This window comes from Phenylobacterium sp. (assembly GCF_019636135.1).
In the GTDB taxonomy this organism is placed as follows: Bacteria; Pseudomonadota; Alphaproteobacteria; order Caulobacterales; family Caulobacteraceae; genus Phenylobacterium.
In genome coordinates, this window is record NZ_JAHBYD010000008.1 from 74,216 (window position 1) to 86,855 (window position 12,640).

Here is a 12,640-nt window from a genome sequence, read left to right on the forward strand (position 1 = left end):
CTGGGCTTATCAGTCGTGGGCGTGGGTGGGGAACAGGCCCATGTGCCTGAAGACGGCGTCCAGGAACGGACGCTCGCCGCCCAGCTCGGCCTTCAGGTGGTCGAACTGCTTGAAGCCGGCCATCTCGGCCAGGCCGTGCGCGCCGCACCAGGCGGCCACGGTGGCCAGCTCCAGGTGGGTCTCGGCGCGGGGGTCGGCGCCCTGCTCGATCATGGTGTCGCGCACCAGGCAGTAGGCGTTGCCGTTCTCGGGATTGGCGTCCTCCACGTCCATCGGCAGCGCTTCCTTGTCGCGGGCGGCGTCGTACATGACGCGGTAGAGCGCGGGGTTGTCGCGGGCGAAGCAGACGTAGGCGATGCCGATGGAGGTGAGCTGCTCGCGGCCTTCGACGCCGGCCTTGGCGTCGGTCATGGCCATCTGGAGCATCTCCCAGCCCTCGTGGGCCACGGCGTCGAGCAGTTCGGCCTTGTCCTTGAAGTGGTGGTAGGGCGCCGCCGGGCTGACCCCGGCCTCGCGCGCCACGGCGCGGAGCGACAGCGCGCTCGGGCCTTCGGCCTCGAGGAGCCTGCGGGCCGCGTCCACCAGGGCGCGCCTCAGATCGCCATGATGGTAGGGGCGCGGTTCGATGGTTTTGGCTTCGCTCATGACATTACCATAATTTCACATCTGAGCGCTGTACAGATGCCATTGACGGTCAAGGTCCACATACCCATCTAAGCGCTGTTCAAATAAGAAACGGCCCCACTCCCCTGGGGTTCAAACTGAAAGGTGTGTGTCATGTCTCTCGCAAACTTCGAACGGCTCTTCGACCGTCTGGCGCCCTCGTTCCTGCTGTTCCTCGGCCTCGTCGCGGCCGTGGCCACCGCGGGGCTCGGCGCCTAAGGGACTCCCCTCCCGAAAGGTCGACGACGACAGGAGGGGCCCCGACGAGGGCCCCTTTTTCGTGCCGCCCTCCTTCTCGAAAGCCGGATGGCGCGGATCGGGGGCATAGCCGGCACATGTGCGGTTCTGCATAGCCGTCCGGCAAAATCGCTGATCTATGCAGTGTTCAGATAGTGCTATCCCTTGCGCGTCCAAGAGGACGCCCCCGCTCCCCCGGGGGCCCAGAAACGAAACAAACTCAAGGTGTGTGTCATGTCTCTCGCGAAGTTCGACCGGTTCGTTCCGACCTTCCTGCTCTTCCTCGGCTTCGTGGCCGCAGGGGGCACGGTCGGCCTGGGCATCTGAGCCCTCCCCATCCCGGCGGAAACCGAGGAGGGGCCCTTCGGGGCCCCTTTTCGTTTTGATCCTCCCTCTCCGAGGCTGGGCCATCGCATATGGATTCGGGCGGCCGGAAGGCCGTCATTCGAACCGCAGAGATACGCAGAGGATTCCGGTGGATCCGCGACTTCTCTGCGTATCTCCGCGATCTCTGCGGTTCATGAGTCGGGCGGACGAGCCGCCCACTCACCGACGTCGTTGAGCTCCCCCGGCAGGGGATCGCCAGCATTACAAAAATGTATATCGGAAAGGCATAATCAATCATCTAGACATCGTTCAGATATCTGCTATCTGAACGCCGTCCAGATGGACGGGGCCCGGATCGGCCGGGCCCATGGAGAGAAAGGAAAAGTACGATGTCGCATCTCATGAACCGGATGCTCGACATGGTCGTGACCTACGCGGTGCTGGGCCTGACCCTGACCGTGGCGGGCGCCACCGTCGTTCTCGGCGCCTGACACGTGCGCCGCGCATAGAGCCTCGCCCATCCCTCGCGATCGGGCGAGGCCATCCGCAAGTCCTGTCAAACCCGACCCAGGCCCCCGTCGTCGTAGAGTTGTCTCCGAATCGGGCCTATAGATTCCTCAGTCACGTCGATTTCCGTCACTGGGGTGCTGTCTTCAGTTCAACGTCGATCGCCATAGTCGCCATCAGGCGTTCCCGGAGGCCCTGCCATGCAGGTGCTTAAGGCTCCGCCCTCCGGATGGCCCTGCCTCGTGCTCAACGCGGATTTCCGGCCGCTGTCGTATTATCCGCTGTCGCTGTGGCCGTGGCAGGAGGTGATCAAGGCCGTCTTCCTCGACCGCGTCGACGTCGTCTCCACCTACGACCAGGAAGTCCACTCGCCGTCGTTCGCGATGAAGCTGCCCAGCGTGGTGTCGCTGAAGAGCTACGTCGCCCAAGACCGGCCGCCGGCCTTCACGCGCTTCAACCTCTTCCTGCGCGACAGCTTCACCTGCCAGTACTGCCACACGGGCGACGACCTGACGTTCGACCACGTGATCCCCCGCTCGCGCGGCGGGCGTACGACCTGGGAGAACATCGTCACCGCCTGCGCGCGCTGCAATCTGGCGAAGGGCGGCCGCACGCCGCACGAGGCCCACATGCACCCGCGGCTGAAGCCGCGGCGGCCCAGCGCCTTCGAGCTGCAGGAGCGGGGGCGGAAATTCCCGCCGCACCACCTGCACGAAAGCTGGCTCGACTACCTCTATTGGGACATCGAGCTGGAGGCGTAAGGTCGCGGCCATGCGCCTGATCGACGAGGCCGAGGTCCGCGCCCGGCTCACCTACGACGTTGCGATCCCGATCGTCCGCAGGGCGATGATCGCGTTCTCCGCCGGCGAGACGCGGCAGTTGCTGCGCTCGATCATCCCGCTGGCCGAGGGGCGGCTGTTCGGGATCATGCCGGGCGCCCTGGGCGAGCGCGCGGTGTTCGGCGCCAAGCTGATCAGCGTCTATCCCGACAACTTCGCCAGGGGCCGGCCGTCGCACCAGGGCGTGGTGGCGCTGTTCGACTACGAGAGCGGCGCGCCGGTGTGCGTGGCGCATGCAGGCGCGATCACCGCGATCCGGACCGCGGCGGCCAGCGCCGTGGCGACCGACGCCCTGGCCCGGCCCGACGCCGCGCGCCTGGCGCTGCTGGGCTACGGCGAACAGGCGGAGACGCACGTCCGCGCGATCTCCCGGGTACGGAAGCTGTCGGCGATCACCGTCTGGGGCCGCTCGGCCGAGGGCGCCGCGAAGTTCGCCGCCCACATCGGGCCCGAGGCCGGCGTCCCCGTGACGGTCGCGGAGACGGCGCAGGCCGCCGTGACGGAGGCCGACATCGTCTGCACGCTGACGCCGTCGCGCGAGCCGATCCTGGAGGGCGCCTGGATCCGGCCGGGGACGCACGTGAACCTGGTGGGCGCGGGCGTGGCGAGCCAGCTCGAGGCCGACGCGATCCTGGTGGCCAAGTCCCGCTTCATCGCCGACAGCCGCGAGGGCGTGCTGGCCCAGGGCGGCGAGTTCCTGCGCGCCAAGGCCGCCGGGATCGTCGGCGACGACCATGTCGTGGGCGAGATCGGGCAGGTGCTGGCGGGAACGCTGCCGGGCCGCCAGAGCGCCGGGCAGGTGACGGTCTACAAGTCCCTGGGCCACGTCGTGCAGGACCTGGCCGCCGCCGAGGCCCTGTTCGCCGCCGGCTAACACCGCTCATCCCCGCGCATGCGGGGACCCAGACTTTCCTGTCCTCAAGTGAAAGAGAGCATGGCAGGCGACGCGAAGCCCTGAAGGAAGCCTGGGTCCCCGCATGCGCGGGGATGAGCGAAGTGGGGGAGACCTCACGCGTCCACGACCGCCGCCACCGCCTGTTCCACCACGCGCTGCGCCGCCTCGGGGCTGAGCTGCTGCTCGCGGCGCAGGCGCGCCCAGGCCTCGAAGCTCATCAGGAGGTCCAGCGCCTCGACCTTGGCGGGCGCGGCGGCGATGTCCTTCGGCAGCACGTGCGCCAGGCCCTCGCGAAGCTGCACGACCAGGCGCGCATAGTCCGAGCCCAGGAACTTCGAGCGGTGCCTGAAGGCGTCGGCGGCCCGGCGGAACGGGGCGATCTTCTCGAACACCTGCGCCCGGCGCGCGATCAGCTCCGCCAGCCGCCCGCGCCAGTCGTTCGCCTGCATCGGCGGGTCCAGGATCAGCCGCACCTCGGCCTCCATCACCCGCGCCATCTCGCGGTAGAGGCTGTCCATGTCCTGGAAGTGCCGGAAGACGGTGCGCAGGCCGACGTCGGCCAGGGCCGCCACCTGCTCGGCGCTGGGCGCGACCTCGCCGCCCTGCACGATCTGCATCATGGCGGCCACGATGCGCGCGCGGTTGTCCTGGCCGCGGCGGCGGCGCCCGTCGAGGGGCGCGGCGTCGGCGAGGGCAGGGGCGCGAGTCATCCCGGCCATCTCGCCCGCGCCCGCGGGCGGTGTCGAGCCTTGACGCTGCGATATAGTGGCACGCATTATGTCACTATATTGTTCCGGGAGGGATCGGGCATGCAGGTATTGCGGACGCCGGACGCGCGGTTCGACGGCCTGGTCGACTGGCCGTACGCCCCGCGCTACGCGCAGGTGACCGACGCCGACGGCACGACGCTGCGCCTGCACTACGTCGACGAGGGGCCGCGCGACGGGGCCGTGGTGCTGCTGATGCATGGCGAGCCGTCCTGGGCCTACCTCTACCGCCACATCATCAAGGGGCTGGCGGCGCGCGGCCATCGGGTGGTCGCGCCCGACCTGATCGGCTTCGGCCGCTCGGACAAGCCGGCGAAGCGGACCGACTACACCTACGCGCGCCACGTCGACTGGATGAGCCAGTGGCTGACCAGCCTCGACCTCACGGACGTGACGCTCTTCTGCCAGGACTGGGGCGGGCTGATCGGCCTGCGGCTGGTGGCGGCCTATCCGGAGCGGTTCGCGGGCGTCGTGGTCGGCAACACCGGCCTGCCCACCGGCGCGGGCATGACCGACGGCTTCAAGGCGTGGCTCGCGCTCAGCCAGAACGTCCCGCAGATGCCGATCGGCGCCCTGCTCAACAGCGCCTCCGGGCGCGAGCTGTCGCCCCAGGAGATCGCCGCCTACGACGCGCCCTATCCCGACGAGAGCTACAAGGAGGGCGCACGGCAGTTCCCGACGCTCGTGCCGGTGACGCCGGAACACGATCAGGTCGCGGAGAACAAGGCCGCCTGGGCGGTGCTGGAGCGCTTCGACAAGCCGCTGATCACCGCCTTCAGCGACGGCGATCCGATCACCCAGGGCGGCGAGGCGCCGTTCCAGGCGCGCGTGCCGGGCGCCAGGGGCCAGCCGCACGTGACGCTGAAGGGGGGCCACTTCCTGCAGGAGGTGAGCCACGCCGAGATCGTGGACATCATCGACGGCATGATCCGCCGTCGGGGCTGAGGGGGAAAGAACGGATGAAGGTCGTCAACGAGGTCATGCCCACGCCGCAGCGGGCGATGGAGTTCTTCAGCGGGGAGGAGGACGGGCCGTTCGTGATGGTCAACCTGCTGAAGTTCAAGGCGAAGGCGGAATACGCCGACGGCTCGGACTCGCACCTGACCGGCGCCGAGGCCTATGCGCGCTACGCCGAGGTGGTCCGAACGCTGGTCGAGGGCAGGGGCGGGCGCATCCGCTACAACGGCGTCGTCACCGGCCTCCTGCTGGGCGAGGTGGAGGAACTGTGGGACGCGGTCGGCCTGGCCGAATACCCGTCGTACGCCGCGTTCCGCGAGATGGCCTCGTCGCCGGCGATGCATGAGATCGAGCACCACCGCAAGGCGGGCCTGGCGGGCCAGCTCAACATCCGCACCAAGCCGGGCGCGGCGTTCCTCTAGCCAGGCAGGGTCGCCAGGGAATTACGACGGAAGCGGCCGCGAAAGCCCTCCTCCTCGATGGAGGAGGGCAATCGCATATGGCTTGTGGGCGGCTTGTCCGCCCGATTTATGAACCGCAGAGATCGCGGAGATGCGCAGAGAAGCTCGCGGATCCACGGGAATCCTCTGCGTATCTCCGCGATCTCTGCGGTTTGACTGACGGCCTTTCGGCCGCCCCGCATCCATATGCGATTGCCCTGCTCGACGGAGGAGGGTTGGGTGGTGGTGTGGCTACGGCGTGCGGCAGACGGCGCTTCTGGCGTCGACGCCTCTCGCGCCCGGCCGGTAAGGCCCTGCGCACACCACCATCCCCGGCCCTTCCTCCATCGAGGAGGAAGGGAGACCTGTCGGCTAGGCGTCCTTGCGGGGGCGGAGCGACAGGATCAGGAACACCAGCGCGAGCGCGGTCGTCACCGGGCTCGCGTAGTGCTGCGGCGGGTGGTGGCCGCTGGGGTCGGGCGTCAGCACCCAGGCGTGCAGGCTCATCAGCCCGCGCTCGACGATCACCAGCGCCAGGAACAGCGGCGTCAGCGTGCGATAGCGCAGGACCACGGCCAGCATGCCCAGGCCGAGCGCGAGCTGCGTCGCGCCCTCCCAGCGGAACGTCCCGACGATCAGGTCGCGCTTGTCGCCCATGTCGAGCCTGGCGATCCCGCTCGCGCCGCCGTCGGGCGCGAAGCTGTGGATCAGCGCCGGGCCGATGGTCAGGAGCGTGAGCAGGCCCAGGAACCAGACCGCGACGCGGGCGCCGCGGTAGGCGTCGTTCGTGGAGGGCGGCAGGAATCCGGTCAGTTGTCCCACAGGATGTACTCCTCGCCCTTCTTCTGCGGCACGCCGCTGGGATGGTCGATGAAGATCGGGCCCTGCAACAGCGACGGCCACATCGGCTTCACGTTCTCGTTCGCGTCCTGCGCCTTCAGGAGCGCCAGCATGGCTTGGGTGCGCGCGGGCTCGGCCTTGGAGAGTTCGACACGCTCGGTCGGGTCGGCGGCGAGGTTGTAGAGCCAGACCTTCTTCTGCGCCTCGCTGGACTGGAGCTTCCAGTCGCCGTCGAGTACCACCTTGTACTGCCCCGAGCGCCAGAACAGCGTCTGGTGCGGCCGTCCCTGCGCCTTGCCCTGGACGAAGGGCAGGAGGTCGACGCCGTCGATCTTGCGGTCTGTGGGGGTGGCGGCCTTCGCCGCGGCCGCCGCGGTGGCGAAGATATCCACGTGGCCGACGGGGTAGGCATAGCGCGTGCCCGGCTGGATCGCGCCCGGCCAGCGCATGAAGAACGGCGCGTGGATGCCGCCCTCGAAGAAGGTCGACTTCCAGCCGCGGTAGGGCTTGTTGACGTCGGGCAGGCCGATGTAGCCGGCGCCGCCGTTGTCGCTGGTGAAGATCACCAGGGTGTTCCCGTCGAGGCCCTCGTCCTTCAGCGCCTTCAGGATCTTGCCGACGTTGGCGTCCAGGTTGCGCGCCATGGCGCCGTAGACGCGCAGGCGGTGGTCCTTGATCCCCGGCAGGGCGTCGTAGTCCTCCTTCTTGGCCTGTAGCGGCGTGTGGATCGCGTTGGGCGCGAAGTAGATGAAGAAGGGGCGGTTGCGGTTGGCGTGGATCGCCTTCACCGCCTCGTCGGCCAGGTAGTCGGTCATGTAGCCGCGCGGCGCGAACATCGGCGAGCCGTTGTACTGCACCTGATAGGGCAGGTTGGACCAGAGGAACCGGTCGATCGGGTCCCACGGCTGCTTGGCGTTGACGACGCCCTTGTCCTTCTCGGGCAGGTACATCGAGGCGCCCGAGATGAAGCCCAGGCTCTCGTCGAAGCCCTGCTGCTCGGGCCGCGAGCCGGCCTTACCGCCCAGGTGCCACTTGCCGAAATGCAGCGTGTGGTAGCCGCGCGTCTTCAGCACCTCGGCGATGGTGATCTCGCTGCCCGGCACGCTCAGCACGTTCACGGCGCCCGACGTGGCGGCGGTCGAGCCCGGCGGCATGTCGGCGAGGCGGTCCTTGAAGAACTTCGGCTTCACGATCGCGCCGGGCTCGGCCTCGGTGCCGACCATGCGTTCGAAGGCGACGGGCGCCGGGGTGAACTCGAAGCCGAAGCGGGTGGGGTAGCGCCCGGTCATGATCGCCGCGCGCGAGGGGGCGCAGGTGGCGTTGCCGGCATAGCCGTTGGCGAACGAAACGCCCTGATGGCCGATGGAGTCGATGTTGGGCGTGGGCGCGGCGCCGTTGGCGACGCCGCCGCCGTTGAAGGTGATGTCGTTGTAGCCGAGGTCGTCGGCCAGGATGAACACCACGTTGGGCGGGCGGTCGCCCGCGGCCGGCGTCGGCGGCCCCTCGGCCCAGACCACCGGCCGGTTCGGCTCCACGTGCGGCAGCCGCGACTTGGCGATCATCGACAGCACGGTCGCGCGGTTCATCCAGGCCACGCCCAGCGCGACCAGCAGGACCGCCAGAACGACCCCCAGAATCCGCCACAGCTTCATGGCCGGCCTCCCCACATCCTGTTGGGGGGAATTCTAGATAGTGGCACTCGAAGTGTCGATAGTTCGGGCGCCCACTCTGAGGCGTCGCGCGCGTTCAGGCGACTGGGAGCGTCACCCTCGCCTTGAGGCCCTTCGGCTGGGCGATCAGTTCCACGTCGCCGCCGTGCGCCCGGGCCGTGGAGCGCGCGATCGGCAGGCCCAGGCCGATGCCGCCGGAATCGAGGTTGCGCGAGGCGTCGGCGCGGAAGAAGGGCTGGAAGGCGCGCTCCAGGTCCTCGGGCGCCAGGCCGGGCCCCTCGTCGATGACCTCGACCACGGCCTGGTCGTCCTCGCGGCGGACGCGAATGCGGGCCTGGCCCGCGTGCTTCAGGGCGTTGTCGACCAGGTTCACGAACAGGCGCTGGAGCGCCACCGCGTCGCCCTCCACCTGCACGGGGCCGGACTCCAGCAGCTCCACGTCGCCGCCCACCAGCGCGGCGTCGTCCACCACGCACTCCACCAGCGACAGCAGGTCCAGCTTCTCGCGGCGGCGCGGCGTGGACTCGTCGCGGATGAAGGCCAGCACGCCCGCGATCATCTGCTCCATCTGCACCACGTCGGCGAGCACGGTGTCCTTCAGGCCGCCCTCGGCGCCTTCCATCTTGAAGCGGATGCGCGCCAGCGGCGTGCGCAGGTCGTGGCTGATCGCGCCGACCATGGCCGTGCGGTCGTCGATGTAGCGTCGCAGGCGCGCCTGCATGTCGTTGAAGGCGTCGGCCGCCGCGCCGATCTCGGCCGGTCCGGTCAGCGCCGCCGGCGCGGCGTGCGGATCGCGGCCCAGGCGCTCGGCGGCTTCGGAGAAGCGCTTCAGCGGCGCGGTGATGCGGCGGGCGAAGAGGAAGGCGGCGGGCGCCACGACGCCGAAGGCGGCCAGCACGAACAGCGCCATCCGCCGCTGCCAGTCGGTGGGAAACGGCTCGGGGCTGGGCCTGACGATCGTCCACTGGCCGTCGGGCCGGCGAATCGCCGCCTGGAAGTCGCCGATCACCGGCGCCTCGCGCATGAGCAGATAGCGCAGGCCGGGCGGCGGGCGGCCTTCGATCCGGTGATCGAAGCGATCGGGCGTCGGCGCGCCGGCGCCTTCCGGCCCGCCGGGCGGCGGGGGTTCGTGGCGGCCGCCGCCGCCGCCGCCGCCGCGGCGGCGGTGCTCGATGACGAGCCGGGCGCTGACGTCCTCGCGCAGGAAGCGGTCCAGGGCGCTCGGGCGGCGCTGGACGATCCGCACCTCCTCGCGCGGCCGGGCGGTCGCTGCGGCCAGGGCCTCGACCGGCGGCGGCCGGCCGCCGCGCGGGCCTTCGGCGAAGGCCTTCGGCAGGGTCGCCGAAACGGTGCGCACCATCGGCCGCCCATCGCGCGCGGTGAGCGCGCCGCCGCTGAGGGCGGTGGCGATCTCGGCCACGCGGTAGATCGGCGGCCGCGGCGGCGGGAACAGGCCCACGATGGCGAACAGCACGAGGTGCATGGCCAGCAGGCACGCCAGCACCAGGAGGATCAACTGCACCCCGATGCTGGCGCGGGGCAGCGCCCGCAGCTTCATGGCCGCGTGACGGGCACGTCGAACATGTAGCCCGCGCCACGCACCGTCTTGATGATCTCGCCGTCGGAGCAGGCGTGCAGCTTGCGGCGCAGGCGGCTGATCTGCACGTCGACGGCGCGGTCGAACACGTCGGCGTCCTGCCCGCGGGCGATGTCGAGGAGCTGGTCGCGCGACAGGATCCGCTGCGGGTGGTCGAGGAAGGCCGACAGCAGCGAGAATTCGCCGGAGGTCAGCAGGATCGTGGCGCCGCTCGGCGCGCGGAGCTGGCGGCGCAGCGCATCCACCACGAAGCCCTGGAACTGATAGCTGCGGCCCTTCTTGGGCGCGCCGCCGCGGACCTCCTCCAGCCGGCGGAACACCGCGCGCACGCGGGCCAGCAGCTCGCGCGGGCTGCACGGCTTGGCGAGATAGTCGTCGGCGCCGAGCTCGAGCCCCAGCACGCGGTCGATCTCCTCGCCCATGGCGCTGACCATGATGATCGCCGGCCCGCCCTCGGCCGACAGGCGCCGGCAGATGGAGAGGCCGTCCTCGCCGGGCAGCATCAGGTCCAGCACCACCAGGTCGATCGGCGAGGCCGAGAGGACGGCGTCCATCTGCTTGGCGTCGGCCGCGGCGTGGACGTTGAAGCCATGTTCGGCGAGGTAGCCCGTCACCTGCTCGCGCAACTGCGTGTCGTCCTCGACCACCAGGATGTGGCGCGCCGGCAGGACGGAGGGCAGGGGGGCGGTCATGTCGGGTCCTCTCGCCGCGGACTGTGGCGCCGTCATCGCGACTTCGCCACAATCCGGAACGGCGACCGATCGGCGCGCGGATCAGTCATCCTTCGGTCCGCCGGGCCCGCCGCGCACCTCGCGTCGGATCTCGATGCGGCGGTCGCCGCCGGGGCCGCCGTGCAGCATCATCATGCCGGGACCGCCGCGGCCCATGCCCGGACCGCCGTGGCCGCGCGGGCCCTGCAGCCGCTGCAGCGCGTCGAACACCTTCTGCTGGTCGGGCGAGAGCGCGGCGTAGAACCTGGTCAGCGCCTCGCGGCGCCTGGCGCCGGCGGCGCGCATGGCGTCCTCCCGCCTGGCCATCTCGTCCAGGCGCTGGGGCGTGGTCAGCGTCTTCGGGCCATCCTTCGGGTCGGGCAGCTTCATCTGGATCTTCTGCGGCTCGTGGCTCGCCATGAAGGCGGCCAGGGCGGCCTCCTGGTCGGGACGCAGGCGGAGCACCGTCTTCAGGTCCTCCATGTGCTGCTTCTTCATGGCCTCGACGTGGGCCTTCATCTCCTCGGGCGGCGGGCCGCCGCGGCGGATCACGCGGACGTCGCCGGGCGGGGGCGCGGGCTGGGCGGCCGCGACGGTCGCGCAGGCGAGGGCGGCGGGGGCGATGAGAAGCATCAGTCGGCGGCGCATCGGGGGGTTCACTCCTTTTCCCTGACGTGGCCGACTTTCGCACGGCCGTCCTGCCCGGTGATGGCGCCGACGCGCACGGATTTGAAATGTTCGCGCAAAGGTTCGCGGGCCGCCGCAATCCCGGCGGATTTGACACCGTCCGGTTACGGTGGCGCCCTACCAACGCCGCACCGGCTTCCTACATGAGGAGTGTCGACGGACCCCGGCCCTCCCTCCCCCCACAGGCCGGACGCCCCTCGACCCCGGTAACGCCTCACTCTCCCCCAGCAGGCGTTCGGAAACGCGGCTCCCCCGAGACCCCCAAAGCGGGGGAGCCGCAATTCCCCGAATTCCCCCGAAATTCCCCGAATTCCCCCGACAGGCGCCGCGCTGGCGCCGATCCTGCTCCGGGCCGGGCGATCCCGCCTGGAGGAGGCCGTCCGTGTCCCGTTTTCATGCAGCCCTGAAGGCGTTCGCGCCCGCAGCCGTGCTCGCCGGCTGCCTGATGGCCGCCGCGCCGGCGGACGCCACCCAATACTTCCTGGCGTCCAACACCATGGACACGTCGCGCACGGCCCACATCTACGGGCCGAACGGGTTCGACGAGTACACCTACCTCGCGCCGATCAGGTTCACGGCCTACGAGGGCGCGAGCGCGGTCGGCGAGTCGTTCAACTTCCTCGGCTTCTGCGTGGACATCTTCCACAACATCGGCCTGGGCGCGCTGAACCTCGCCTATGACGACGACTACGACCTGACGACGGACTCCAGGTACACGACGAACACGCCGTTCTCCGGGGGCACGACGCTGACCGGCGGCCAGCGCGTGCAGGTCGCCCGCCTCGTGAACTACGGGACGCTGCTCTACGACAACGCGCCGAACACCGCCGAGACGCGCGACCGGCTGGCGGCGCTGCAAGGCGCCATCTGGCAGGTGATCAACCCCGGCTATTCGGTGGTGAGCAGCTCGGCGTCGGTGAACAACTACATCGCCACCTACTCGGGCGCGAACTACCTGACGGCGCTGACCGGCTACGGGTCGGTCGGCGGCAGCATCAACTTCATCACCGAGACCGGCAAGTACGGCATCGCCAGCGCCCACCAGAGCTTCGCCTTCCAGGCCGTGCCCGAGCCCGCGACCTGGGCGCTGATGATCGGCGGCTTCGGCGCCATGGGCGCGGTGCTGCGCCGCTCGCGCCGGCTCGCCCTGGCCCCCGCCGCCTAGAGCGGTTCCCGCTTTTCGGAACGCGCTCTAGCGGAACACGTGGATGCCGCCGGCGCCGTTGCCGGGCGCTTCGGCGAGTCCGCGGATCTCGAGCTGCGCCTGCCGCGCGCCGCACACGCAGCGCAGGCGGTGCTCCAGGTCGCGCACGAGTTGGCGGCTGAGGCCCTGGGCGATCCAGGGCCGCGGATCGACCACCGCCTCGCGGCCGCAGCCGCAGCGCGCCCAGAGACTGGACCTGGCGGCCGTCGCCCAGCCGAGGCGCGCCTCCCCGAAACTCCATTCGCGCGCGAGATTCCTGCTGCCGTCCGCCATGGTTCGACTCCCTTGACTCGAACAAAA

13 protein-coding genes are annotated in these 12,640 nt (G+C 70.1%); 5 read left to right on the forward strand and 8 right to left on the reverse strand.

All coding sequences use genetic code 11. The features are described 5' to 3' along the window. Positions 1-9: 9 nt before the first annotated feature. Positions 10-645, reverse strand: a complete 636-nt coding sequence (locus KF737_RS07605; protein ID WP_296452404.1) for a TetR/AcrR family transcriptional regulator — start codon at positions 643-645, stop codon at positions 10-12. A 1,289-nt stretch (positions 646-1,934) separates the two neighbouring features. Here KF737_RS07605 and KF737_RS07610 point away from each other — a divergent pair. Then, positions 1,935-2,495 carry an HNH endonuclease gene (locus tag KF737_RS07610; RefSeq protein WP_296452407.1) on the forward strand — a complete coding sequence of 187 codons (561 nt, stop codon included), beginning with the start codon at positions 1,935-1,937 and terminating at the stop codon, positions 2,493-2,495. A gap of 10 nt (positions 2,496-2,505) precedes the next feature. Then, positions 2,506-3,447, forward strand: coding sequence for an ornithine cyclodeaminase family protein (locus KF737_RS07615; protein ID WP_296452410.1), 942 nt, complete (start codon positions 2,506-2,508; stop codon positions 3,445-3,447). A gap of 134 nt (positions 3,448-3,581) precedes the next feature. Here KF737_RS07615 and KF737_RS07620 read toward each other — a convergent pair whose 3' ends face one another. Further along, entirely contained in the window at positions 3,582-4,178 is a 597-nt protein-coding gene (locus KF737_RS07620; protein WP_296452413.1) for a TetR/AcrR family transcriptional regulator, read from the reverse strand. 99 nt (positions 4,179-4,277) lie between these two features. Here KF737_RS07620 and KF737_RS07625 point away from each other — a divergent pair, with 99 nt between their 5' ends. Beyond that, complete coding sequence (locus KF737_RS07625) at positions 4,278-5,180, forward strand: haloalkane dehalogenase (protein WP_296452417.1); 903 nt, start codon at positions 4,278-4,280, stop codon at positions 5,178-5,180. Positions 5,181-5,194: 14 nt separating this feature from the next. Beyond that, on the forward strand, positions 5,195-5,614 hold the full coding sequence (locus tag KF737_RS07630; protein WP_296452422.1) for a DUF1330 domain-containing protein: 420 nt from the start codon (positions 5,195-5,197) through the stop codon (positions 5,612-5,614). Positions 5,615-6,004: 390 nt separating this feature from the next. On the opposite strand, the gene KF737_RS07635 is transcribed toward KF737_RS07630, so the two are convergent. The 5 genes from KF737_RS07635 to KF737_RS07655 all read right to left on the reverse strand — a co-directional run bounded on the left by KF737_RS07635 (position 6,005) and on the right by KF737_RS07655 (position 11,097). Then, positions 6,005-6,454 carry a hypothetical protein gene (locus KF737_RS07635; RefSeq protein ID WP_296452425.1) on the reverse strand — a complete coding sequence of 150 codons (450 nt, stop codon included), beginning with the start codon at positions 6,452-6,454 and terminating at the stop codon, positions 6,005-6,007. Further along, entirely contained in the window at positions 6,442-8,124 is a 1,683-nt protein-coding gene (locus tag KF737_RS07640) for a sulfatase-like hydrolase/transferase (protein ID WP_296452428.1), read from the reverse strand. The genes KF737_RS07635 and KF737_RS07640 overlap by 13 nt, the downstream gene beginning before the upstream one ends. A 94-nt stretch (positions 8,125-8,218) precedes the next feature. Further along, positions 8,219-9,700: an ATP-binding protein gene (locus KF737_RS07645; RefSeq protein ID WP_296452431.1), complete on the reverse strand. Its 1,482-nt coding sequence runs from the start codon at positions 9,698-9,700 to the stop codon at positions 8,219-8,221. After that, the gene (locus KF737_RS07650) at positions 9,697-10,431 is read right to left on the reverse strand and encodes a response regulator (RefSeq protein ID WP_296452433.1); all 735 of its coding nucleotides are present in this window, start codon (positions 10,429-10,431) and stop codon (positions 9,697-9,699) included. Before KF737_RS07650 ends, KF737_RS07645 begins: the two co-directional genes overlap by 4 nt. An 81-nt stretch (positions 10,432-10,512) precedes the next feature. After that, entirely contained in the window at positions 10,513-11,097 is a 585-nt protein-coding gene (locus KF737_RS07655) for a Spy/CpxP family protein refolding chaperone (protein WP_296452435.1), read from the reverse strand. Between the two features lie 421 nt (positions 11,098-11,518). Between KF737_RS07655 and KF737_RS07660 the strand changes: the two genes are divergently transcribed. Then, positions 11,519-12,301, forward strand: a complete 783-nt coding sequence (locus KF737_RS07660; RefSeq protein ID WP_296452438.1) for a PEPxxWA-CTERM sorting domain-containing protein — start codon at positions 11,519-11,521, stop codon at positions 12,299-12,301. A 27-nt stretch (positions 12,302-12,328) separates the two neighbouring features. On the opposite strand, the gene KF737_RS07665 is transcribed toward KF737_RS07660, so the two are convergent. Continuing rightward, positions 12,329-12,613, reverse strand: coding sequence for a hypothetical protein (locus tag KF737_RS07665; RefSeq protein WP_296452448.1), 285 nt, complete (start codon positions 12,611-12,613; stop codon positions 12,329-12,331). Positions 12,614-12,640: the final 27 nt, after the last annotated feature.